Source organism: Sporosarcina jiandibaonis, from assembly GCF_013184495.1.
GTDB classification, from domain to species: domain Bacteria; phylum Bacillota; class Bacilli; order Bacillales_A; family Planococcaceae; genus Sporosarcina; species Sporosarcina jiandibaonis.
Map to the genome: position 1 here is coordinate 314648 of NZ_JAAOIY010000002.1, position 21284 is coordinate 335931.

23 protein-coding genes are annotated in these 21284 nt (G+C 41.5%); 17 read left to right on the forward strand and 6 right to left on the reverse strand.

Going from position 1 to position 21284, the window contains the following annotated elements:
• Positions 1-9: 9 nt before the first annotated feature.
• The 4 genes from G8782_RS08830 to glmM all read left to right on the forward strand — a co-directional run bounded on the left by G8782_RS08830 (position 10) and on the right by glmM (position 4306).
• A complete protein-coding gene (locus G8782_RS08830; RefSeq protein WP_172370574.1) occupies positions 10-645 on the forward strand; it encodes an anti-sigma factor family protein in 636 nt (211 codons plus the stop codon).
• Positions 646-776: 131 nt separating this feature from the next.
• On the forward strand, positions 777-1613 hold the full coding sequence (cdaA, locus tag G8782_RS08835) for a diadenylate cyclase CdaA (RefSeq protein WP_172370575.1): 837 nt from the start codon (positions 777-779) through the stop codon (positions 1611-1613).
• Positions 1606-2913 carry a CdaR family protein gene (locus G8782_RS08840; protein ID WP_172370576.1) on the forward strand — a complete coding sequence of 436 codons (1308 nt, stop codon included), beginning with the start codon at positions 1606-1608 and terminating at the stop codon, positions 2911-2913. The genes cdaA and G8782_RS08840 overlap by 8 nt, the downstream gene beginning before the upstream one ends.
• Positions 2914-2953: 40 nt before the next feature.
• Positions 2954-4306: a phosphoglucosamine mutase gene (glmM, locus tag G8782_RS08845; RefSeq protein WP_172370577.1), complete on the forward strand. Its 1353-nt coding sequence runs from the start codon at positions 2954-2956 to the stop codon at positions 4304-4306.
• 59 nt (positions 4307-4365) lie between these two features.
• Here the strand turns inward: glmM and pstA are convergent, their stop codons facing one another.
• The 5 genes from pstA to G8782_RS08870 all read right to left on the reverse strand — a co-directional run bounded on the left by pstA (position 4366) and on the right by G8782_RS08870 (position 9007).
• On the reverse strand, positions 4366-5226 hold the full coding sequence (gene pstA / locus G8782_RS08850; protein WP_425505484.1) for a phosphate ABC transporter permease PstA: 861 nt from the start codon (positions 5224-5226) through the stop codon (positions 4366-4368).
• A 26-nt stretch (positions 5227-5252) separates the two neighbouring features.
• Positions 5253-6206: a phosphate ABC transporter permease subunit PstC gene (pstC, locus tag G8782_RS08855; RefSeq protein ID WP_172370579.1), complete on the reverse strand. Its 954-nt coding sequence runs from the start codon at positions 6204-6206 to the stop codon at positions 5253-5255.
• An 81-nt stretch (positions 6207-6287) separates the two neighbouring features.
• Entirely contained in the window at positions 6288-7307 is a 1020-nt protein-coding gene (locus G8782_RS08860) for a PstS family phosphate ABC transporter substrate-binding protein (protein ID WP_172370580.1), read from the reverse strand.
• 196 nt (positions 7308-7503) lie between these two features.
• Complete coding sequence (pstB, locus tag G8782_RS08865; RefSeq protein WP_246231627.1) at positions 7504-8277, reverse strand: phosphate ABC transporter ATP-binding protein PstB; 774 nt, start codon at positions 8275-8277, stop codon at positions 7504-7506.
• 289 nt (positions 8278-8566) lie between these two features.
• A complete protein-coding gene (locus G8782_RS08870; protein ID WP_172370582.1) occupies positions 8567-9007 on the reverse strand; it encodes a YtoQ family protein in 441 nt (146 codons plus the stop codon).
• Between the two features lie 108 nt (positions 9008-9115).
• Between G8782_RS08870 and G8782_RS08875 the strand changes: the two genes are divergently transcribed.
• From G8782_RS08875 to G8782_RS08900, 6 genes are all read left to right on the forward strand, one after another.
• Positions 9116-10696 carry an amidohydrolase gene (locus G8782_RS08875; RefSeq protein WP_172370583.1) on the forward strand — a complete coding sequence of 527 codons (1581 nt, stop codon included), beginning with the start codon at positions 9116-9118 and terminating at the stop codon, positions 10694-10696.
• Between the two features lie 118 nt (positions 10697-10814).
• Complete coding sequence (locus tag G8782_RS08880) at positions 10815-12020, forward strand: hypothetical protein (protein ID WP_172370584.1); 1206 nt, start codon at positions 10815-10817, stop codon at positions 12018-12020.
• A gap of 27 nt (positions 12021-12047) precedes the next feature.
• A complete protein-coding gene (locus G8782_RS08885; protein ID WP_172370585.1) occupies positions 12048-13205 on the forward strand; it encodes a hypothetical protein in 1158 nt (385 codons plus the stop codon).
• Positions 13206-13228: 23 nt separating this feature from the next.
• Complete coding sequence (locus G8782_RS08890) at positions 13229-14122, forward strand: ABC transporter ATP-binding protein (protein ID WP_172370586.1); 894 nt, start codon at positions 13229-13231, stop codon at positions 14120-14122.
• Complete coding sequence (locus G8782_RS08895) at positions 14094-14825, forward strand: hypothetical protein (protein ID WP_172370587.1); 732 nt, start codon at positions 14094-14096, stop codon at positions 14823-14825. Before G8782_RS08890 ends, G8782_RS08895 begins: the two co-directional genes overlap by 29 nt.
• A 62-nt stretch (positions 14826-14887) precedes the next feature.
• On the forward strand, positions 14888-15775 hold the full coding sequence (locus G8782_RS08900) for an aminoglycoside phosphotransferase family protein (RefSeq protein WP_172370588.1): 888 nt from the start codon (positions 14888-14890) through the stop codon (positions 15773-15775).
• Between the two features lie 28 nt (positions 15776-15803).
• Here the strand turns inward: G8782_RS08900 and G8782_RS08905 are convergent, their stop codons facing one another.
• Positions 15804-15953: a hypothetical protein gene (locus G8782_RS08905; protein ID WP_172370589.1), complete on the reverse strand. Its 150-nt coding sequence runs from the start codon at positions 15951-15953 to the stop codon at positions 15804-15806.
• Positions 15954-16013: 60 nt separating this feature from the next.
• Here G8782_RS08905 and G8782_RS08910 point away from each other — a divergent pair, with 60 nt between their 5' ends.
• The 7 genes from G8782_RS08910 (at position 16014) to G8782_RS08940 (ending at position 21275) form a co-directional block, all read left to right on the forward strand.
• Positions 16014-16619 carry an SAM-dependent methyltransferase gene (locus tag G8782_RS08910; RefSeq protein WP_246231614.1) on the forward strand — a complete coding sequence of 202 codons (606 nt, stop codon included), beginning with the start codon at positions 16014-16016 and terminating at the stop codon, positions 16617-16619.
• 3 nt (positions 16620-16622) lie between these two features.
• Positions 16623-16817 (forward strand): YwbE family protein, encoded by a 195-nt coding sequence (locus G8782_RS08915; protein WP_172370590.1) that lies wholly within the window; start codon positions 16623-16625, stop codon positions 16815-16817.
• A 211-nt stretch (positions 16818-17028) separates the two neighbouring features.
• Entirely contained in the window at positions 17029-18078 is a 1050-nt protein-coding gene (locus tag G8782_RS08920; RefSeq protein ID WP_172370759.1) for a PstS family phosphate ABC transporter substrate-binding protein, read from the forward strand.
• Positions 18079-18135: 57 nt separating this feature from the next.
• A complete protein-coding gene (locus G8782_RS08925) occupies positions 18136-18507 on the forward strand; it encodes a DUF5412 family protein (protein WP_246231615.1) in 372 nt (123 codons plus the stop codon).
• Positions 18504-19508, forward strand: a complete 1005-nt coding sequence (locus tag G8782_RS08930) for an NAD(P)H-dependent flavin oxidoreductase (RefSeq protein ID WP_172370591.1) — start codon at positions 18504-18506, stop codon at positions 19506-19508. Before G8782_RS08925 ends, G8782_RS08930 begins: the two co-directional genes overlap by 4 nt.
• A gap of 36 nt (positions 19509-19544) precedes the next feature.
• On the forward strand, positions 19545-20423 hold the full coding sequence (locus G8782_RS08935) for a DMT family transporter (protein WP_172370592.1): 879 nt from the start codon (positions 19545-19547) through the stop codon (positions 20421-20423).
• A 42-nt stretch (positions 20424-20465) separates the two neighbouring features.
• Positions 20466-21275 carry a hypothetical protein gene (locus G8782_RS08940; protein WP_172370593.1) on the forward strand — a complete coding sequence of 270 codons (810 nt, stop codon included), beginning with the start codon at positions 20466-20468 and terminating at the stop codon, positions 21273-21275.
• The last annotated feature ends 9 nt before the right edge of the window (positions 21276-21284 follow it).

A 21284-nucleotide genomic window follows, 5' to 3' on the forward strand; every position in this document is an offset into this window, starting at 1 on the left:
GAATCTGATATGAATACGTGTCCGGAACACATCGTTCATTCTATGCACGCGTATTTAGATGGTGACATTACCCGTGAAGATGAGCGAGAATTGATGAAGCATCTCGAATCATGTTCGGAATGTGATGAACTTATGAAAAGCATGAGCGAGACGATCGCATTGTTAGAGAATATAGAACCAATACAAGCACCTGAGGGATTTGTAGAAGGAGTTATGAATCGTCTGCCGAAAGAGAAAAAGCAAGCTGGAGTTCAGAGGTGGCTCAGGAAACATCCGCTAATGGCAGCTGTAGCGTTATTCTTCCTAATGATGAGCGTTTCAACGTTTTCAAGTTTCGGCAATGACCAACAATTTTCAGTAACGAAACAACCAAACCTCGTCGTTGAAGGAGAAACTGTTCTCGTTCCTGAAGGAGAAGTCGTAAAAGGCGATGTCGTTGTGAAAAATGGGGAACTCCGAGTCGATGGCGAAGTAGATGGAAATATTACAGTCATTGGCGGGTCAAAATATATGGCCTCCACCGCCGTAGTAACCGGAGAAATTGAAGAAATCGATCAGGCGTTTGACTGGTTGTGGTATAAGATCAAGAAGACGGCGAAAGATATTTGGCCATCATCGAAAAAGGATGACCCTGCAGAAGAGTAAATTTAGCGACCGAACAAAACCGCGGGTGGCGGTATTCGGTCGCTTTTCATATGTTTTATAGAAGCAAAGAGTGGCATCGATATGATATACTAGTAAACATATGAAATCGTCAATGAAGGTAGGCGAAGCACATGCCGTTTTGGGAAAAAGTTGTTCACCTCAGTCCAGTCGCAACGTTCATTAATATTGTGGATGTGCTTCTTGTCTGGTTTGTTATTTATCAGTTATTCAAGATTATTAAAGGAACGAAAGCAGTACAGTTATTAAAAGGGATTTTTGTTCTTATTATTGTTCGATTACTAACAGATGTTTTTCATTTTGACACTTTAAAATGGTTGTTAGATCAAGTATTGCCTTGGGGTTTCCTAGCAATCATTATTATATTCCAACCAGAATTGCGTCGTGCCCTCGAACAACTTGGACGTGGCCGACTTTTTGCGCGGACAGCGATGCAAGAAGAAGAAGAACACGATCGGTTGATGGAAGCATTATCGAAATCCGTGAACTACATGGCGAAACGTCGGATAGGTGCGCTCATCTCAATTGAACGCGAAACGGGGTTAAGTGAATATATCGAAACAGGTACACCGCTTCAATCAGTTGTAACATCTGAACTTTTAATAAATATATTCATTCCAAATGCGCCGCTTCATGACGGTGCAGTTATTTTACACAAAAATCAAATTGCAGCAGCGGGTTGTTATTTACCGCTATCTGAAAGTCCTTTTATTTCAAAGGAGCTAGGAACTAGGCACCGTGCAGCTCTTGGGTTGAGTGAAGTGACGGATGCCATTACAATAATTGTTTCTGAAGAGACGGGAGCGGTTAGCTTAGCGATTGACGGTGATTTACATCGTGATCTTAGTATTGAAGAGTTCGAAGTAAGACTTCGAAGAGTTTGGTTCGGCGTGACACCTGAGCAAAAAAATACTTCCAAATGGAAATGGGGAGTGAGAAGAAATGGATAGGATTATGGACAACCCATGGTTTCTTCGTTTCACGGCCTTATTTCTAGCGGTTATCTTGTTTTATTCAGTCCAGACTGATGATAAAGAACAGAATGGCAATAAAGTCGGCGACCACCTCGATATGATCAGCGATGTACCCGTTGAAGTGTATTATGACAATGAAAATCTAGTTGTGACCGGCGTGCCTGAAACAGTTAATATAACAATTGAAGGACCGATCAATCTTGTTCAAACAACCAAGATGTTAAAAGATTTTTCTTTATTTGTCGATTTGCGGACATTGACGATGGGCAGGCATCAGGTTAGTATACAATCTGAAAACATTTCGGAGAAATTACAGGTGCGCATTGATCCAGCCATGGTGAATGTATTAATCGAAGAGAAGATCACTGAAACGTTCAAAGTAGAACCTGAATTCAATAAACGGCTACTTGCCGATGATTTTCATGTTTCTAGTATAGATGTCGTTCCATCTGTAATTGAAGTGACGGGCGCTAAAAGCATCGTCGAGTCAATTAGTTTTGTGAAGGCGACCGTCTCTAGTGAAAATGGCGTTAGGGATTCATTCGAGCAACAAGCTAAAATTAGAGTGCTTGATCGAGATTTGAATAAGCTGGATGTCACGATAGTCCCGGAAACCGTTAAGGTCAAGGTGGAAGTTGTTGAAAATAATAAAGAAGTTCCGATTGAAATAAAAGCTACGGGAACTCCGCCAGATAATGTGACGATTGATTCGCTATCATCCGCATCGGAAAAAATAACGATTTTTGGTCCAAGTAAAATTCTCGACACAATAGATGCGGTTACAGTCGATGTTGATATGTCAAAGTTAAAAGAGTCACAATCGATGGAAATTACGATTCCAAAACCAAAAGGCGTTTCTGCAATGTCGATTTCAAAAGTGAAAGTAGATGTTAAAGCTACGGTTGAAGAACCGGAAGAGGAAACGGAAGCAGAAGCGGAAAAGGAAGATAACTTAGTCGATGACATTGCGACGGAGGAAGCCGAACCGGCCACCGAAACAATCAGCTTTGAAAACGTTGAAATACATGTAAACGGTCTTGATCAAAAATTTAAAAGTACATTGATAAAACCGGAAAATGGATTAGTGACATTGACAGTTGTGGCAGAACCTGACATCATTGATAAACTGGCAAAAACTGACTTTACGGTTTCAATTGATGCATCAGAAACAGTTGCAGAGGGCGAGGATGTTTATCCTGTTACGGTAGAAGGTCCGGAGAATTTGCAGTGGACACTTTCTGAAGAAGAAGTAACAATGAGAATTGAACTCGCTTAATGAATTCGATACAATGTGTAGTTTGAAAGGGAGAATGGAAATGACAAAGTATTTCGGTACGGATGGCGTACGTGGAATTGCAAATGACGAACTAACCCCAGAGCTTGCTTTTAGACTTGGAAGAATTGGGAGTTATGTGTTAACAAAGGACTCGCAGGAGAAGCCGCGTGTAATTGTGGGTAGAGATACACGTATTTCGGGCTATATGCTTGAAAGTGCTTTAATTGCTGGTATTTTATCGACAGGTGTAGAAGTTATGACACTCGGCGTTATTAGCACACCCGGCGTCGCTTATTTAACCCGCGTTATGAATGCGAATGGCGGAGTTATGATTTCCGCGTCACATAATCCGGTTGAAGATAACGGCATTAAATTTTTCGGTGCAGACGGCTACAAACTGACGGAAGAGCAAGAAGAAGAAATTGAGAAATTGCTTAATGAACAGGAAGATACGTTGCCTCGCCCGACTGGTGCAGATGTCGGTTCTGTAATGGAATATTTTGAAGGCGGCCATAAATATATTCAATACTTGAAACAATCCGTCGAGGAAGACTTTACGGGTATACACGTAGCCGTTGACTGTGCGCACGGCGCGACTTCTACATTGGCTACACATGTCTTTGCAGATTTAGATGCCGACATTTCAACGATGGGCGCATCTCCAAATGGACTTAATATAAATGATGGGGTGGGTTCGACACATCCTGAAAAGCTCGCTGAATTTGTTGTTGAAAAAGAGGCGAATATCGGATTGGCATTTGACGGCGATGGAGATCGTCTCATTGCTGTGGACGAGAACGGTAAAATCGTCGATGGCGATCAAATCATGTATATCATCGGACGTTACTTGCAATCTGAAGGACGTTTAAAACAGGATACTATCGTTTCCACGATCATGAGTAATCTAGGGTTTTACAAAGCCCTTACTGAACACGGTTTGACAAGCGTGAAAACCGCAGTCGGCGATAAATATGTCGTCGAGGAAATGCTGCGAGGCAATTATAATCTTGGCGGAGAACAATCTGGTCATATTATATTCCTTGACTATAATACGACGGGTGACGGACTTCTAACTGGACTCCAACTCGTGAATATCATGAAAGCAACTGGACGCACATTATCTAGTCTTGCGAGCGAAATGACGATTTACCCGCAAGAACTCATCAATGTTCGCGTAACTGATAAAAATGCAGTCACAGCCAATGAACGAGTTGCAAAAATAATTGCTGATGTCGAAACAGAAATGGCTGGCAACGGTCGAGTTCTCGTTCGTCCTTCAGGTACAGAACCACTCGTTCGCGTAATGGTCGAAGCACCTACAATCGATGACTGTAAACGCTATGTAGAACGAATTGTCGCTGTTGTTCAAGCTGAAATGGGTTTGACGGAGTAATAACAAAAAGCTATCCAATGTGAGCGTGTGCGAGACGCTACTTGGATAGCTTTTTTCATTTAGTGTTTTTGCTGGAATTTATTCCGAATGATAATTGCAGTTGTGTTTAACAATAATAAAGCGACAAGCAACACAATGATTGTCGCAGCCGCTAAATTCGCGTACTCTGCAGTAAGGGATGAGTCGAGTGTCCAATAATAAATCTGCATGGGAAGGACTGTAAATTTGTCGAGAATCCCGCCCGGAAAAGGAATTAATAACGCAGGAATTCCAATAACTACTAACGGCGCGGTTTCACCAATTGCGCGTGATAGCGATAAGATTGCACCCGTTAATATTCCAGGCAGTGCTACAGGCAAGATGATTTCCTTAATCGTTTGCCACTTCGTCGCGCCCATTCCGTAAGATGCTTCACTTAACGGATTCGGGACCGCTCGAATGGCCTCCTGGCTTGCGACAATGACAATCGGGAGAATTAGGAGCGACATTGTGAGCCCGCCCGCTAACACGATATTACCGAAATTCATCGCGCGAGCAAATACAGTCAATCCTAGAATCCCATATACAATAGAAGGAACTCCAGCTAAGTTTGAAATATTTGTTTGAATGAAACCTTGCAAACGTCCTTTCTTCGCATAAAGTTCCAAGTAAATTGCTGTTCCGACGCCCAAAAACATGGTGACGGGAGCGACGACGAGCATTAACCAGAATGTCCCCAAAATTGCGCCCATAATCCCCGCGCGTTCAGGTTGAGTCGACAATTTTCCTGTTATAAAATCGAAATTTAACCACCCAAACCCTTCGGAAAAGACTCGGTAAATTAAAACTGAAAGCACAACGAGACCGAATAGAGTAGCCAGTAGAAAGATATATTTGGCAACAGAATTTACCAGTAACCGCATATTCATTCTTCTGCTCATTTTACGCTCTAAGACTTTTTCCATTATTAATACTCCTCCCTATATTTACGGGAAATTGATCTTGCCAATAAATTCATCAGTAGCGTGAATGCAAATAGCGTCATCGCAACAGCATACAGACTGTAATAGATTGTGGAGCCTGCTGGTGCATCTCCGCCGGTTACTTCGACGATATAAGCGGTCATCGTTTGCATGGATTGTGTAATGTCGAATGTGAAGTTTTTCGTGCTTCCGCTAGCAATCGTGACAATCATCGTTTCCCCGATCGCACGAGAGATTCCGAGAACAAAGGAGGCGATGATTCCAGAAAGTGCGGCAGGAATCACAATTTTTTTCGTCACCTCTAATTTCGTTGAACCTAACGCTAAAGCACCGTCACGCATCGAATTTGGAACCGAACTCATCGCATCCTCAGACAACGACGCAATCATTGGAATGATCATAACGCCCATCACAATACCGGGACTTAAAATGTTTGTTGCTGCAAGCCCAGGTATAATTTCGCGCAGTAGCGGCGTGACGAAAGTGAATGCGAAGAATCCATAGACAATTGTGGGAATCCCCGCGAGGATTTCAAGTAAAGGCTTAACCGTTTTTCTAACCTTATCAGACGCATATTCACTCAAATAGATTGCAGACATTAAACCGATAGGGGCGGCAACTGCCATAGCGATGAGTGAAGATGTGACCGTACCGACAATAAGCGGCAGGACACCAAATTGCGGTGTTTGACTAAGCGGTTTTAACACAGTACCAGTAAAAAATTCTGCCATTGGCACCCGTTTAAAAAACTCGATCGTTTCCGATAACAATGTGTAGATGATACCCGCGGTTGTTAAGATCGATATTGATGCTATTAGAAATAGAAATATTGGAATAGCTCTTTCGAACATTTCTTTGAAATTTCTTGAGCGCTGCTTTTGTTCGATTAATTCCCTGATGCCAATCTCTTTTCTTGCGATTTCATTCTTAATAGGCATTGCACAGAGCACTCCTTTATCATTTATAAGGTGCAAGAAGATGAGGGCATGGGAAGCGCGCTCATCTTCTTTTAGAGATTTTTAGTTTTTTAATCCATCCAAGTATTCAACGCCTTCTTTGACTTCCTCATCCGGAATTGGTGCGAATCCAGTTTCTCCGGCAAAGTTATTGATATTGTGCATCAAATAAATCGCGTAATCTAGAACTTGAGGTTTTTCTGTTGCATGTTGAACGTTCAAATATGTGAAGACTGGCCGAGTAAACTGCGCATAGTCGCCGTCTTCCGAAATAGTATCGAGCGATGGTTCTACCGCGCCGCTCCCGAAATCTACATGAACTGCTTCTAATTTGTCTTTATTATTGACGTAGTACCCAAATCCGAAGAATGCAATTCCATTAACGTCTTCAGCTACTAAGTTAACGAGTGTAGAATAATCTTGTTGTAGATTTACAGTGTCAACGAGATCTTGTTTTTCTAAAATGGTTTCATAGAAGAACTCATACGTTCCGTGGTTTTCGTTCGGCCCCATAGGCTTGATTTCTTCATCAGGCCAACTCGGGTCAAGATCCGACCATTTTTTAACACCGCTGTCAGCTTTGAATATGCTAATGAGCTGTTCGGGAGTCATTTCTTTAGCCCAGTCATTTTCTTTGTTAATGACAAAGGTTAAGCCGTCTAATGCAACTTTTAATTCTTTTACTTCAATACCTAAATCTTTTGCTTCAGCTGCTTCTTCATCTTTTATTTGACGGGATGCGTCATTAAAGTCTGTTCCGTCTTTAACTAAAAACTTCTTGAATCCTGCACTTGTTCCCGCACGACTAACTTCAACAGATACATTTTCTTGTTCATTTATCATGTATTCTTCAGCGATTCTAGCCATCAACGGATAAACTGTTCCAGATCCATCAATCACAACGCTTCCTTCTAGCTTTTCGGAGTTACTGTTATCTTTAGACTCTTCGTTGTTACTTTTAGACTCTTCGTTGTTACCTTTAGATTGTTCGTCATTATTTGCTTTCGGTTCAGCTCCACATGCGGCAATAACTGCTGCAAGAGCTGCGATAGCTAGGAATAAAAGATACTTTTTCAATTTCATTTGAATAGTCCTCCTCTTAATCTCTGTTTTAGTAGAAAGATTTGCTCTTTCTAATTTTTAGTATAAAGAGTGATTGTTAAGCTAGTATGTGTTTAATGTAAACATTTTGTAAATAAGGAGATAAAAGTAAAATGAATAACACCGTCTTTTATTCGAGGAGATAGGAACTTCTCGAATAAAAGACGGTGTTTGATTGTTAGCCGAACCGGCCGTTTATATAGTCATTCGTTAGGTGGTCCGTAGGGTTATTAAAGATTGTGGATGTTTGATCGCATTCAATAATTTCACCATTTAGAAAAAACGCTGTACGGTCTGAAATCCGCGCTGCTTGTTGCATATTGTGTGTGACGATTGCGATTGTTACATCGTTTTTAATCGTATTTATTAGCTCTTCCACTTTGTGCGTCGAAACTGGATCTAAGGCGGAAGTAGGTTCATCCATCAATATGACTTCAGGATCAATCGCGAGACAGCGAGCGATGCAAAGTCGTTGTTGTTGCCCGCCGGAAAGCCCATAAGCACTTTTGTGAAGGCGGTCTTTCACTTCATCCCAAAGGGCAGCTTTTCGCAAACTATCTTCGACGATATTATCGATCATCGCCTTGGTTCGAATTCCATGAATTTTAGGCCCGAATGCGACATTTTCATAAATCGATTTAGGGAAGGGATTTGGTTTTTGAAAAACCATGCCCACTTTAGACCGAAGCATTTCAACAGGCATCGCTTTTCCGAGAATGTTTTTTCCTTTGAATGTAACGTGTCCAGATATAGATACATCAGGAACCATTTCAACCATTCGATTCAGGGTCTTTAAATAAGTTGACTTCCCGCAACCGGATGGACCGATAATTGCGGTTACTTCTTTTTCATTAATGGAAAGATCGATATTCTTCAGTGCATGCGTAGCCCCGTACCAAAGATTCAATCCGTTCGTTTCATAAACAGGTTTTCTCCAGTTCGCATTGTCCATCAGTCGAAGTTGTATAGCTTCTTTATGCTCACTCATTAATGTCATGAGAATCCTCCATTCGATTTATCTAGTACTAATAATACAGATGGATTGTTAAGGAAGTATAAAGGAGGTGTAAAGATTTTGTAAATTGGAGTGGATGTCCGTCAGATAATACGCGATATAAGAAGCTTTATCATGTATATCTGTACGATTGATACATATATCCGCAACGCAATACTTAATGCCTACCCAATCGAATCAAATCAAAAAAAGAACCCCACTAATCAAAGTGGAGTCCTGAAAATCTTCATTCAAATATATAATGAAGTGCCTTAATCGCTTGGTCGACCGTCTCAACAGTAGCATGCGCTTTACGCGACAATTCTTTCAACGCATGGTGATGTGCTTCTTGACGAATAAGAAGAAGCGGTTTTCCGTATGCAACAGCAGCGCTTGCATCCATCGCAGTATTCCACTGCTTGTACTTTTCGCCGAACAAAGCGATGACAAGATCAGCCTTCTTCATTAGAATTTCAGTTCTTAAATTATTAAAGTTCGAAGCCGTCGCATCTTTATAGATGGCATTTGGCTGCTCACCTAAAATTTCTTCTCCGATATTATCGGAACGGTCGTGATCTTCCATCGGACCGACGAAGTCAATGGGCAAATTTAAAGCTGTAGCTTTCACTTTGACTTCTTCTCGCCACGCACTATGAATTTCTCCTGCTAAATAAACAGTTAATCTCAATGAAATCCCTCCAATATATTTCTACTATAATTGTAGCATTTTTTTCGCGGCCGTTGCAGAGGATTGCCCGAAAGTTTAGACTATATAAATAGATAGGGGGAATTGTACATGAAAACAGTATGGCATAACGGCACGATGTATACGATGAGTTTTGAAGGCGATAAAGTCGAGGCGCTCCTTACAGAAGGGGGGAAAATTATCGCGGTTGGAACCTATGAGGAATTAGAAGGGCAGGCGGGTAAAGAAATCGATTTAAAAGGGGCGGTTCTCTATCCGGGATTTGTCGATAGCCATATGCATATGATCGGGCATGGTGAAAAGCTACTTAGTCTTGATTTAGCAAAAGCAAAGTCAGCGGATGAAATGATGGCCATGCTTCACGCTGCGCATAAAGATCTATCGCCGGATGAGTGGTTTGTGGGGGAAGGTTGGAACGAAAATAATTTTCCGGATAAAAGAATTCCCCGAGCGAGCGAACTCGATAAGGTCACGGATTCTCCAATGGTATTGAAAAGGACATGCCGCCATGCAGTCCTCGCAAACTCAAAAGCTCTCGAACTCGCTGGAATTACGAAAGACACCGCAAATCCTGAAGACGGCGTTATCGAACGCGATGAAAACGGCGAAGCAACGGGCTATCTTCATGAAGGCGCTCAGGACCTGTTGCTGAATTTACTGCCGGAACCAACAGTAGAATCGTTGACAAAAGCTTTAACAAAATCCGTCGATGACCTGGTCGCTCTGGGATTAACCGGCGCAGTGACAGATGATCTCGGTTATTACGGCGATTACACGAAACCGCTTCAAGCGTTTAAAAATGTGATCAGCGAACAGCGGAAGTTTCGTGCTCATTTACTAAGAAGATCCCCGGTATTCGAACAATTAATGGAGGAAAAGGCAACTTACGATGAACCGTGGATTACGCCCGGTGAGATGAAGTTCTTCATCGACGGAGCGCTTGGTGGAAAAACCGCGCTATTGAGCAAGCCGTATTCGGATACGCCTGAAACATCTGGGGTGGCAGTCCTTACTGATGAAGAGATTGAAGAACTTGTTAAGTTAGCGAGGAAATACGATGAAGCGATAGCTGTCCATGTCATTGGGGACGCAGCAGTTGAAAAGGCACTAGATGCCATTGAAAAACATCCTGTTCCTGAAGGGAAGCGCGACAGATTGATTCATGTGAATGTGTTGCGTGACGATTTGGTTGCGCGAATGGAAAAGTTGCCAGTCATTCTTGATCTACAACCGGTATTTGTATCGTCAGATTTCCCTTGGGCGATGGACCGGTTAGGCGAAGACCGCCTGGACTGGGCATACGCTTGGAAAAAGTTGATCGACCGCGGATTCATTTGCGGCGGCGGTTCGGATGCGCCGGTTGAAGAAGCGGATCCTTTACTCGGAATCTATGCCGCTGCAACTCGGCGAAAACCAGGTGAGACCCATGAAGGCTATTTGCCTACTGAAAAACTTAGTCGTTTCGAATCGGTTCATTTATTTACAGCGGGAAGTGTCGCCACTATCGGAAAAGGCGATGTGCGCGGGAAACTCGGGGAAAACTTCGATGCCGATTTCACGATTCTCGACACCGATTTATTCGCTGTTGAAGATGAAGGGATAATTGCTGCGAAGGTTGTAATGACTGTGGTTGCAGGCGAAATTGTTTATGAAAAAGTGAAAAGCAGATGAATTGATTTAATAATCGAACCCTTGTTACTTTTCGGCCACTTTGGTAAACTAGTAAAAAATAGGGAGTAGATAGAATGTTGAAAACCCTAGAACTAAAGTTAGGTTAGGGGAGGCTAGGATGAATCGATTCTTTGTAAAACATGAGTTCATGCTCATGCGAAAAAGTAAAAAGAATAATATGTTCATTGTATTTTTAGCTGCATTGGTTTTTAGTTATTGTTTTATCGTTTTGCCAAATCAGGAAACAATCGACACGATAGATGTCGATGAATTGAAGGTTCTCGTCTCAGACACAAAGGCTTCCCAAGAAAGCAGGGAAGCCAGAGGCGCGACGGGAATCATCCAATTTATTGGCATGTCGGCCTATGCGCAAGATGAATATAAAAATAAAGTTCGTAACGCGATGGTTCATGCGTTCGAAAATGAGGAATATACTCGGTATTTACGTTTTAAAATCCTGAACATAGATTCAATGGCTTTTATAGAGGACAAGACATTATTTCCGAAGTCACCTTTTCCGCACAAGGATCGTTCAAATCTATTGCAGCAAATGAATTTACGCTATGACAGCTATTTAACTAGTGATCTTCCAGTTTCTAATGAAATAATTGAGCAAAAGACAGCGCTTCAGGTTTTGTCGAATTTATTGTTAAGTCCCATGATTTACTTAATCTTTTTTTGCGCAATTTATTTCGGTAGTGATGTGCTCGTGCGAGATCGAAAAAACCCGACAGTTTTACAAGGGATCCCCTTATCTTGGTACCGTCTTATCAATCTTAAAACATTCGTGGCATTTTCTTATACGATGCTAGTGCTATTAGCGCTATTCATTGCCGGAATGACCGCATTAACATTCCAAAATGGTTTCGGTTATTTTGATATACAAATTCCTGTGCTAGTTCCGGGCAGTGAAGTCGATTTCATGGACTCTGAAATGATTTCGATTGGGAAATTCCTGTTACTTGCAATAGGTTTCATCCCGATTCTTGTGTACTTATTTATTAGGTTGAATATGGTATTAAGTTTGGTGTTGAAGAACGAATGGCTTGTCCTTCTTGTCAGTTCGCTCATTCTTTTTTCTGAACGCCTTTACTTCACAAGAACATTAAGAGATATTTTCGGTGTTGAAATCAGCCATTTCCCTCAGACTTATTTTGAGTTTGGAAAGGTAATCACTGGCGCAAAAAACTTTTTGGTGAATCTAGAAACGATTACTTATTCAAAAGGCTATCTTTTATTTATCATTTCAATCGTTATTATTGAGTTCTTGCTTGTTCTTATTGCTCGAATTGTAAACAAACAGCGTTTTTATCAAACAAACTGACGCCTTTTTGGAAGAAAGGAAACGATTATGCTTTGGAGATACTTTCTTTTTGAATCAAAAATCATATTAAAGAATCGGAAGAATTGGTTTCTTGGTATCGTCATTATGCTATTTTTCCCGCTGTTTATCGTTTATACAAATCAGACGCCGGCGGAAAATTTGCGAGACCTAAAAGGGGCGGAAGCAAATTCGAATAGTATATTATTCAAGTCTTATGGTGACGATTTGCAAGAAGGTGATGCGGAAAAACAAGCGATGTATGAGATTTTGACCCGGCAATCTACATTGGTGAACTTTCAAAGATTCTATATCATGGAAGGCGAAGTGACTGAGGATTATGTTGCAAACGGTTTGGAGCTAAACGAATTGCGACTCAAAGCGCATGAATTAGGTTATCCGGGTGTTCCGCAGCATTTTATTGTTCCGAAAGAAGAAATCTTAAAAGAAGATGCGTTATTGCGATTTATTCAGAAAGAGAAATTGGAGTTAGATTCAAATAAGTTTTTAGCGGAACCGCATTATGCTTCTGCACTGGCTTTGTTAAGCGGATTGCCGTTTATTTTCTTTGTCTTGATAAGCAGCAGCGAAATCATTGTCTATGAACAAAGGCATCAGACGGTCATGAGCGGATTTCCGATTTCATTTATGAATAAAATCAATATTAAAGTTTTGATCCATTTCATTCAAACGATGGTATTTCTCATTGCAGGATTGCTTTTTGGGCATTATTTTTTATCAAAAGAGTTCGGAACGGGTTATTTGACGGATCCTATCGTCATTTACCGAAATGGCGGCTATGAAGCAGTCATCATTTTCGATTACTTGCTGTATGCATTGGCGGCGTTGGCAGCTATTACATTAGTCGTTCTGTATTTAAGCATCCTGCTCAATATCCTGTTCAAAAATGCTTTTGCAAACGTGTTGGTTGGATTCAGTTTGTTTTTAGTTCCGAATTTGCTATTGGTCTGGGGAGTGAATTTCTCGGTCTTCCATCCGTTAAAATACATCGACTTTTCAAGTGTCCTTTCTGGAGCTTTAGCGAAACAGTTGGAGAATGCCCAAATCGATTTTTGGTACTCAATCCTATGGTTAGTTGTCCTTTGCGCCTTACTGATCATCGTACTATTTGCGAAAAATAAAATTAGCTATCGACAGACGCAGAGAACATTGAGTAGAAGCGTGTAAAACGGGGGAGGTCGGGGTAGACGATGATAGAATTAAAGAATATTTCTGTTGCATTCAAAGATAAAGTCGTCTTGGATAATTTATCGTTAACGGCGAATAAAGGTGAAATAATCGGGCTAGCTGCACCAAATGGTACGGGTAAAACGACGTTATTCAACGTCATGGCAAACTTCCTGAAACCGACAAATGGGGAAGTGACATTCAATGATAAATATGGTTTCAATACTGAAAAAGATAAGCTTTATATCCATAAGCATATGTCGACTTTTCCAGATCAAGATGATTTATTTGACGAATTATCGGGCGTTGATCACTTGAAATTATACGGCAACATGTGGAAAGGCTCTACAAAACATCTTCCAGGGATTATTGAAAGGTTAAAAATGGGCGACTATGTTAAGCGAAAAGTTGGCACCTATTCGCTCGGTATGCGACAAAGGCTTTGTTTTGCGATGATGGCAGCGGCGGATACGCCCATCATGTTGATGGATGAAGTGATGAACGGCTTGGATTTTTCGAACGTAGCGCTCATTTCCGACTATTTACTCGACATGAAAAAAGAAGATAAGCTGATTTTTGTTTCCTCGCACTTACTCGAGAACTTGGATTTATATGCGGACCGCGTGCTATTCTTAAAAGAAGGGAAAATTGTTCAGCAACAAATGTTGAATGAGAAAAATGAATCCTTTATAAAGATTGTCATTAGTTCAGATGAGTATGAACAGTTGAGATACGCGTTGCCAGATGATCATATTTATATCGCAAAGCGACTACTTTGCATACCATTGGCGGGCATGTCGATTCCGGAACAAATCAAATGGATAGAACGATTACTCGTATTGAATGACGAAGAACTGACAATAGGCGCGCTAGGGACGGTGGAATATTATGAAAAACACTATCACAGCACCGATTAAAGAGGTAGTTAGTAAGATTACTTTGCTTTTTGCCGTGTTACTAGTTCTTGCCGGTTGCGGAAGTATACTCAATGCCCCGACATACAACAATATGACTGATGCTGAAAAAAACAGTGAAATTGTCGGAGAAGAAAAAGATGAGATTGTCGGGAAAGTAAGTCAGACGATTTTCGACACGGTTGATCGCAACAATTCGAAAGGGCAGAACATAGAAACGGGTGAAATCGAAAAGTCGGGAATGGAAGTGAATGTTCCTGAGGGCAGGTATGAGATTTTTGCGGGTGAGGCGGGAAATGTATTTATTTATGATGAACAGGGCGATTTATTGATCCGCGAAATGTTTGATCGGTTTTACGGGGTGGACTCTTCTTTGACTGTCGACCTTAGTGAAAACCATACAATTTTCTTTGATGGTGGATTGGAAGGCGCAACGGTTCGTCACGCTGAAACGAAACTCTCAAATAGCTTATCACCGGGAATATGGGAGGTCGGTTTGGATATTAACGCAGGCAATTATATTGTTACAACCGATGACAGGTTGGTGGGATACTTACAGGTCTTTGATCCAGGAAAAGAGGTCCGTGTTTACGAGCTAGTCGGCGGAGGATCACTTCAAACGAAAAGTGATGTTCAATTAGTCGAGGGGCAAAAACTGAAAATAACCGGTACTAAACAAGTTCATTTTGAACCGGTGGGAAAATAAGTTGTGGAAAAAATCAATCCTTTAGCTGGGTTGATTTTTTTACTGTTAAATGGGGGATGAATTTGAGTTTAAATGAAAAACGGAAACTTTGGATAGAACATGAACTAGGTGTTGCGGTCAAGTCGATGAAAAGACTTTACGGGGGTGCCTCATCTCTTATATATGAAGTGGAAACTGAAAAGGACCCCATAATATTGCGCCAATTTAATAACGAGGAATGGCTCCTTGAAGAACCAGATCTTGTGTTGCATGAATCAGGAAATTTACAAATAGCGTCCAGAGGCGATTTATCCACACCATTACTTATAGCAACTGATGAAACTGGTGAAAAATGTGGGTTGCCTTCGATTCTGATGACGAAAGTAGAAGGGAAAGTTGTACTAGAGCCACTGGATTTTCATGCTTGGACTGATGGATTGGCTAAAACGCTTAGTGAAATTCATCGAATTGAAGCGAGGGAGTTTCCATGGAAGTATGCGCCGTATATGAATCATGTGCATGTTGAAATTCCAGAATGGACAAGAAAGCAAGGTGTGTGGGCGGCAGGACTAGAACGATTACACGGTGAGAAACCAAAATACCATGAAACATTCATCCACCGAGATTTCCATCCAGCAAATGTGTTATGGAGAGGCGGCGAAGTTAGCGGTATTGTGGATTGGCCGAATGCTTGCCTGGGCCCCGCTGGAATTGACGTCGGTCATTGTAGGGTGAATCTAGCTTTATTGCACGGAGTAGAAATCGCGGATTTATTTTTAAAAGCGTACTGCCGTCATGCAACCGAATTCGTCTATGATGCTTATTTTGATATCGTATCTATTTTCGATGCCATCGATGGACCAGTGACTGTTTATAAAGGATGGACGGATTTAGGAGTTGAAGGACTTACAAATCGGATGATGGAATCGCGAATGGATGCTTTTGTGGAAAGTGTCGTTATGTATAAGTGATTTTACGGCACTTGATTTGACGAAACGACTATAAACGACGGAAAACGACTAAACTAGCGGTCGAAACGACCAATGTATTGAGTGAAACGACTAAAGCACTTGAAGAAACGACTAAACCAGCGCGTGAAACGACTAAAGCAACCTCTGAAACGACCAAACTCAGAAAACGCAATCGCAACCCTCACAACCCCCGGTATGCTAAACTAGAACCACCATATCCGAAGGGAATTGATGCAGAATGTCGAATATGTGGCACGTACGTTTCTCCACAGATGAGTACGTGTACGGGAAAGAGCCGAATGAATTCGTGGTCGAAGCCGCAAAGCTTATGCCGAAAGGGAAAGTGCTTTGCATCGCGGAAGGCGAGGGGCGAAACTCGGTGTACTTAGCCTCGCTCGGATTCGATGTTACCGCGTGGGACTATGCACAAGCAGGGCTTGATAAAACAAAACAACTCGCTGATGAAAAAGGAGTTGTCGTGACTACTGAATATCGTGATCTTGCAGACGTTATATGGGAAGCCGAACAATGGGATGCCATCGTCCATATCTTTGGCCATTTGCCTGAAGACGTTATGGCGCGCACATTTTCTGGAATTAAAAAATCTTTGAAACCAGGCGGATACTATATAAGTGAATTGTATACAAAAGAACAACTTGCATATGGAACAGGCGGACCAAGAAACGAGTCCATGCTCATTAACCCGAAGGAAATACTCGAAAAATTTGACGGCTATTTTATCAAGCATTTTCACGTTGGCGAAGTGAATCGTGAAGAAGGACAGCTACATACAGGCACTGCCCATGTCGTGCAAAGCATGTTTCAAAAAAGAAAAGAGGATTGAACAATGGACGGAAAAAATCGTGATGATATCACACCAGGTATAAAAGTCGCAATCATATTGAAAAAAGACCAGCGCACTGGCGCAAAAACTGAAGGCGTCGTAAAAGATTTATTAACGAAATCAAAGTTTCATCCGCATGGGATTAAAGTAAGACTCGAAGATGGTCAAGTCGGCCGCGTAGCGGAGATATTGGAATAAAGTAAAGATCCTTCTCGGATCTTTTTTATTTAGTGAAAATTAATTGAAAATTCCTTATCCATATCATGTACAATAGGAATATAAACAAAAATCGCATCAAGGGGGAATTCGGGTTGAAAAATCATTTGCTAAATGTCATTTATATTTTATTGATTATGGGGCTCATATTCCCTTTTGCGTTCATAGGGGGGCCGTGGCCTTTTTGAGCGGGATGCCTTTTCTAATTCCATTTATCGTCGTTCTCTATATCTCCGCAGGCTTTTATTTCACAATCCGATTTTTCTCATTGAAAAAACCGAAGAATGCCATTTACCGAATTTTAGGAGTCACAATCGCTTTATCGCTCATTTACACCATTCCAGGATTTTACGAAAAGACGAGAGCTACCGTTCAAGATGGTGATGTCGATACCTATGCGTATGCACCTTTTAGCAAAGCATCCAAAGTTGTATCGCTTTCTGAACCATCAACTTATAAAATCGAAGACAATCTGCCGATTATTGACGGAGCGACTGCACTTTATCCGGTCTATTCAGCGTTCGTTAAAGCGGTTTATCCTGAAAAAGAATACGATCAATATGACAGCGAAGTGATGTCGAATCGTACAGGTCAAGCCTACGACAACCTTATTAATGGAGACGTCGATATGATTTTTGCATTGGCCCCGTCTGACGCACAGTTAAACAGGGCGAAAGATCAAGGTCGCGAATTAAAACTGACGCCAATCGGGAAAGAAGCGTTCGTCTTTTTCGTGAATGCCAAAAACCCTGTAACAGGCTTAACAACAGATGAAGTCAAAGGGATTTATTCCGGCGAAATCACAAATTGGAAAGAGGTCGGCGGGAAAGATAAAACGATTCGCGCTTTCCAACGGCCTGAGGATAGCGGCAGCCAGACCGCGCTTCAACAATTCATGGGAGAAGTGCCGATCATGGATCCGCCTGTAGAAGATATCGCGTCGCTCATGGGAACAATTGTCGACCAAGTTTCCGATTATAAAAATTTTAACAACGCCATGGGGTACACATTCAGGTATTACTCCACTGAAATGACGCAAAACAAGCGCATTCGCTTGCTGGCTTTGAATGATGTCGAACCAACAATCGAAACCATTCGTTCTGGGGCTTACCCGATTACTGGGGAATTCTATGCAATAACCGCAGGTAGTGAAAATCCGCATCTTGAGAAATTCATAGAATGGATGTTATCCGAACAAGGACAGGAAATCATCGAGAAAACGGGTTATGTTTCGATTCAGTAAAGTAACATTGCCTCATTCCTGAACGCCCTATTCGGAAAAAGGGAGGTACCCTTTAATATGAAGTATTTCATGAAAGTATTAGGGATTTTATTGGCAGGTCTTGCGAGTGCAATTATTATTTTGTTATTGGTCATCAATCACTTTTTCTTCAGCATGTCCAATCTTCCCGATGGAGAATTCCTAACAGAATCCCAATCACCAACCGGTGAGTATACAGTCAAGGCCTATGTGTCAATGAGCGGCGCGACTGTTGCGGATGCCGTTAGAGGTGAAGCTGTTTATCATCAAAAGAGGGATAGGGAGAAAAATATTTACTGGGGTTACCGCGAATCAACTGCAGAAATAGTTTGGATTGATGAACATACAGTTTCCTTCAATGGCAAGGAGTTAGATGTTCGAAAAGACGTATATGATTTTCGAAAGGAATGAATTTAGTGTTCTTACAAATGAAACACCCAATCATTCAAGCACCGATGGCAGGCGTCACGACACCCAAATTTGTCGCAGCCTGTGCGGAAGCTGGTGCATTGGGTTCAATCGGGGCAGGCTATCTATCAGCTGCGGATACGCGTAAATTTATTCGAGAAGTAAAAGCCCGGACGGAAAAACCATTCTCGGTGAATCTATTTATCCCTGAAATAATAGAACCGAATGAAAAACAATTGGAAGATGCCTATAACGCACTTGAACCATTTCGAAGGGAACTCGGCATCACTTCGGAAATACAGAAACGTTCAACTTCCGAATTCGATGATCAAGTCCAGGTGTTAATCGAGGAAAGTATTAAAATCTGTTCCTTTACGTTCGGAATGCCCGATGAAAAAACCATTCACTTATTGAAAGAAAATGGTGTATATTTAATCGGAACGGCAACAACCGTGCAAGAATCAAAGCTTGTAGTAGACGCTAAAATGGATGCTGTAGTCGTCCAAGGTAGTGAAGCGGGAGGACATCGAGGATCTTTCCACGGCGAATTAACCCTCAGTCCACAAAATGAACTACTAATAGATTGCGTAAACGCAGTCGAAATTCCAGTCATCGCTGCTGGCGGCATTGCGAATAAAATGATGCTCGAAACAGCGTTATCCGCCGGAGCAAAAGCTGTCCAAATTGGAACCGCATTATTGGCTTCGAACGAGAGCGGTGCAAATCCGTTGCATAAGCGGGAAATACTACATTCAACCGAAGGATGTACAACATTTACAACAGCATTCTCGGGTAAAGCTGCTCGCGGTATCGAAAATCGATTCATTTCAGAGATGAAAAACGCAGAAATCGCGCCTTATCCTTATCAAAATGACTTAACAAAGGAAATACGAAAAGAGGCGGCAATACAAGGAAAGAGTGATTTCATGTCACTATGGTCGGGTGAAAATGTTCATTTAACTACCGCAGGAACTGTGAAAGAAATAATTGAGAAATTCATATAAATAGATGCTAATTTGAGAAAGCTTGCGAGGGATGAAATGAGAAAGTACATTGGTGAGATCGGGCTGACAATCACTGCAATCATATGGGGCAGTGGGTTTGTAGCCAGTGCAGTGGCATTGGAATATTATACGCCGTATCAATTGATGGCGGGAAGATTTTTAATAGGCGCACTCATTTTATGCCTGATTTTCAATAATAAACTAAAAGCAATCAAGAGAAAGACGCTCATTAAAGGCGCGATTTTAGGAAGCATCTTATACGCGGCATTTGCGCTTCAAACGGTCGGTTTGCAATTCACGACGCCTTCTAAAAATGCCTTTCTGACCGCGATTAACGTTGTCATTGTTCCTTTTATCGGGTTTTTAATTTACAAAAGAAGAATTAATGTATTTGAACTGGGCGGTGCGATTCTAGCGATTGTCGGCGTTGCGGTATTATCGCTTCAATTATCCTTTGAAATTAATCTAGGGGACTTCCTGACGGTTTGTTGCGCCTTCGCGTTTGCGTTTCATATTTTTTACACTTCGAAATTCGTAGAAGACGAAGATCCGGTTTTACTGACACTCGTTCAAATGGCGGTTGCCGCAATCATAGCTTTTATCGTCATACTTTCAAAAGGCGAAACATCAATTTCGTTTGAGCCTGCAGGTTTATATCCACTAGTATATCTCGGAATATTTTCAACGACGATTGCCTTTTTACTTCAAACAATCGCCCAAAAGTATATTTCAGAAACAAAAGCGGCCATCATTCTTTCGACAGAAGCATTTTGGGGCATGGCATTTTCAGTCGCGATTTTAAGTGAAGTATTGACGCTCAGAATGGGTATCGGGGCAGTGCTTATACTTAGTGCGATCATTTTATCCGAAACGAGATTTAGTTTTTTGATGATCAGAAAAAGTAAACTTGAGTGATGACTCCCGCCGTGGGATGAAAAGGTAAGGTGAGCGAAGGATATGAAGAAAATTTACCGGAAGACATCGATTTTTTCATTTGTCGGGGGCAGCATCGCAGCGATTTACGCCATTGTTTTTTACTTTGTTTGGTTCAAGGGTTTTTCAGTGAACGGGGAATCGCTAATCGTTTCAGGAGTATCCGCAATTTCTTTACTGATTGCGGGACTTTTTTTCAATAATGCGCAGCAGAACCTCAGAGATGAAACGATGGCTGAAATCGAAAGTGACGTCCATTTTGAAAATATTGATGAGTTAATTTTGCAGTGGATGCCGTCATTTTATCCGACCATGCATAACGTCAATGCTGCAGGTATTTCTTTATTTCAAATCCTCCCTACAAAACGCCGACCTTTTGCACGCAAATTAACCGCTGTTAAAATTCTTTCAGAAGGATTTATTCTACCTGCAACATATGACATTCTTGATATGAAAGAAGAACTTTTAGCCTCATTTACCATGTGGAATAACGGTAACCGTTTTCTCCTGACGCTCCATAGCAGAGACGGAAAAAGAATCGGCTATTTCGAGCAATGGCTAACGAAATCTGTGCTTAAAAATAGGGGAACTTTATTTCATGAAAATGATCGGGTATGGCGGGAGCTCAGGTCGAATAATATGGCAGGGGATATCGATGTTTTAGATGACAAAAGAAAAATGACTGCGAAGTACCGATTCGGCCGTTTTCCTTATGCTTTGCATCCAGCATTTGAAGCGGAGGGCGTTCATAATTATATCCGTTTTGGATCCCATATTTCAAATGAAGAAAAACTCGCATACACGATGATTTTCTTTTTTTGGTTGAAGAAGTAGATGGGGGTG

What these genes read in the sequence shown, in the direction of transcription:
- G8782_RS08830 (WP_172370574.1), top strand. Translation starts at nt 10, where the DNA reads ATGAATACGTGTCCGGAACACATCGTTCATTCTATGCACGCGTATTTA.
- cdaA (WP_172370575.1), top strand. Translation starts at nt 777, where the DNA reads ATGCCGTTTTGGGAAAAAGTTGTTCACCTCAGTCCAGTCGCAACGTTC.
- G8782_RS08840 (WP_172370576.1), top strand. Translation starts at nt 1,606, where the DNA reads ATGGATAGGATTATGGACAACCCATGGTTTCTTCGTTTCACGGCCTTA.
- glmM (WP_172370577.1), top strand. Translation starts at nt 2,954, where the DNA reads ATGACAAAGTATTTCGGTACGGATGGCGTACGTGGAATTGCAAATGAC.
- pstA (WP_425505484.1), bottom strand. Translation starts at nt 5,226, where the DNA reads ATGAGCAGAAGAATGAATATGCGGTTACTGGTAAATTCTGTTGCCAAA.
- pstC (WP_172370579.1), bottom strand. Translation starts at nt 6,206, where the DNA reads ATGCCTATTAAGAATGAAATCGCAAGAAAAGAGATTGGCATCAGGGAA.
- G8782_RS08860 (WP_172370580.1), bottom strand. Translation starts at nt 7,307, where the DNA reads ATGAAATTGAAAAAGTATCTTTTATTCCTAGCTATCGCAGCTCTTGCA.
- pstB (WP_246231627.1), bottom strand. Translation starts at nt 8,277, where the DNA reads ATGGACAATGCGAACTGGAGAAAACCTGTTTATGAAACGAACGGATTG.
- G8782_RS08875 (WP_172370583.1), top strand. Translation starts at nt 9,116, where the DNA reads ATGAAAACAGTATGGCATAACGGCACGATGTATACGATGAGTTTTGAA.
- G8782_RS08880 (WP_172370584.1), top strand. Translation starts at nt 10,815, where the DNA reads ATGAATCGATTCTTTGTAAAACATGAGTTCATGCTCATGCGAAAAAGT.
- G8782_RS08885 (WP_172370585.1), top strand. Translation starts at nt 12,048, where the DNA reads ATGCTTTGGAGATACTTTCTTTTTGAATCAAAAATCATATTAAAGAAT.
- G8782_RS08890 (WP_172370586.1), top strand. Translation starts at nt 13,229, where the DNA reads ATGATAGAATTAAAGAATATTTCTGTTGCATTCAAAGATAAAGTCGTC.
- G8782_RS08895 (WP_172370587.1), top strand. Translation starts at nt 14,094, where the DNA reads ATGAAAAACACTATCACAGCACCGATTAAAGAGGTAGTTAGTAAGATT.
- G8782_RS08910 (WP_246231614.1), top strand. Translation starts at nt 16,014, where the DNA reads ATGTCGAATATGTGGCACGTACGTTTCTCCACAGATGAGTACGTGTAC.
- G8782_RS08915 (WP_172370590.1), top strand. Translation starts at nt 16,623, where the DNA reads ATGGACGGAAAAAATCGTGATGATATCACACCAGGTATAAAAGTCGCA.
- G8782_RS08920 (WP_172370759.1), top strand. Translation starts at nt 17,029, where the DNA reads ATGCCTTTTCTAATTCCATTTATCGTCGTTCTCTATATCTCCGCAGGC.
- G8782_RS08925 (WP_246231615.1), top strand. Translation starts at nt 18,136, where the DNA reads ATGAAGTATTTCATGAAAGTATTAGGGATTTTATTGGCAGGTCTTGCG.
- G8782_RS08930 (WP_172370591.1), top strand. Translation starts at nt 18,504, where the DNA reads ATGAATTTAGTGTTCTTACAAATGAAACACCCAATCATTCAAGCACCG.
- G8782_RS08935 (WP_172370592.1), top strand. Translation starts at nt 19,545, where the DNA reads ATGAGAAAGTACATTGGTGAGATCGGGCTGACAATCACTGCAATCATA.
- G8782_RS08940 (WP_172370593.1), top strand. Translation starts at nt 20,466, where the DNA reads ATGAAGAAAATTTACCGGAAGACATCGATTTTTTCATTTGTCGGGGGC.